The organism is Streptomyces sp. AC627_RSS907 (assembly GCF_019049165.1).
In genome coordinates this window covers 1-630 of sequence record NZ_JAGMUE010000321.1, presented here as the reverse complement: position 1 = coordinate 630, position 630 = coordinate 1, and the positions used below count along the sequence as shown (strand labels likewise).

Below are 630 nucleotides of genomic sequence, written 5' to 3'. Positions count from 1 at the left end.
CGGGTCGCCGCCCGGGGTCCGCTGGACGAAGACGTCGGTGTCGAAGGCGGCGGTCACGTGGGGGGCGAGCGCGGCGCGGGGCAGGGTGAGCTGGGCGACGCCGAGGCCGCGGCCGTAGACGGCGACGACCTTGGGCTTGGCCGTCGAGCCGTCGGGCAGCACGATCTGGAGCCGGTCGCCGACCTCGGCGTCGGCCGAGTCGGCGAGCAGCGCGTCCACGGCGACGGTGTCGGGGCGGCCGATGGCGGACTGGTCGCCGGAGCGTACGTCCAGGTCCTGGACGGTGCGCAGCGCGTCGCCGGTGCCGGAGACGCCCTGGGCCGCGGCGCTGGTGAGCATGCGGGTCTCGCCGGAGCCGGTCGGGACGAGCACGCCGGCGCGCAGCAGGCCGACGGCGGTCCGCACGCCCGGGGTGCGGGCGGCGCGGGCGGCGGTGTCGGCGGGCAGGCCGTCGGGGTCGGTGACGATGTGGTCGGCGACGATGCCCGCGCGGCGCTGGTCGTCGCGGGCGTGGTCCTCGCTGGTGTGCAGGAACACCAGGGTCGAGGAGAAGGCCATGGCCAGCACGATCGGGGTGGTGGCGGAGGCCAGTCGGCGCGACTTGGCCCGGGTGTTGGCGGCGGCCAGGCC

General features: G+C 77.5%; 1 pseudogene. It reads right to left on the bottom strand.

The features are described 5' to 3' along the window. Positions 1-630: pseudogene (locus KUM32_RS35505) on the bottom strand (ABC transporter permease); the annotation flags it as partial.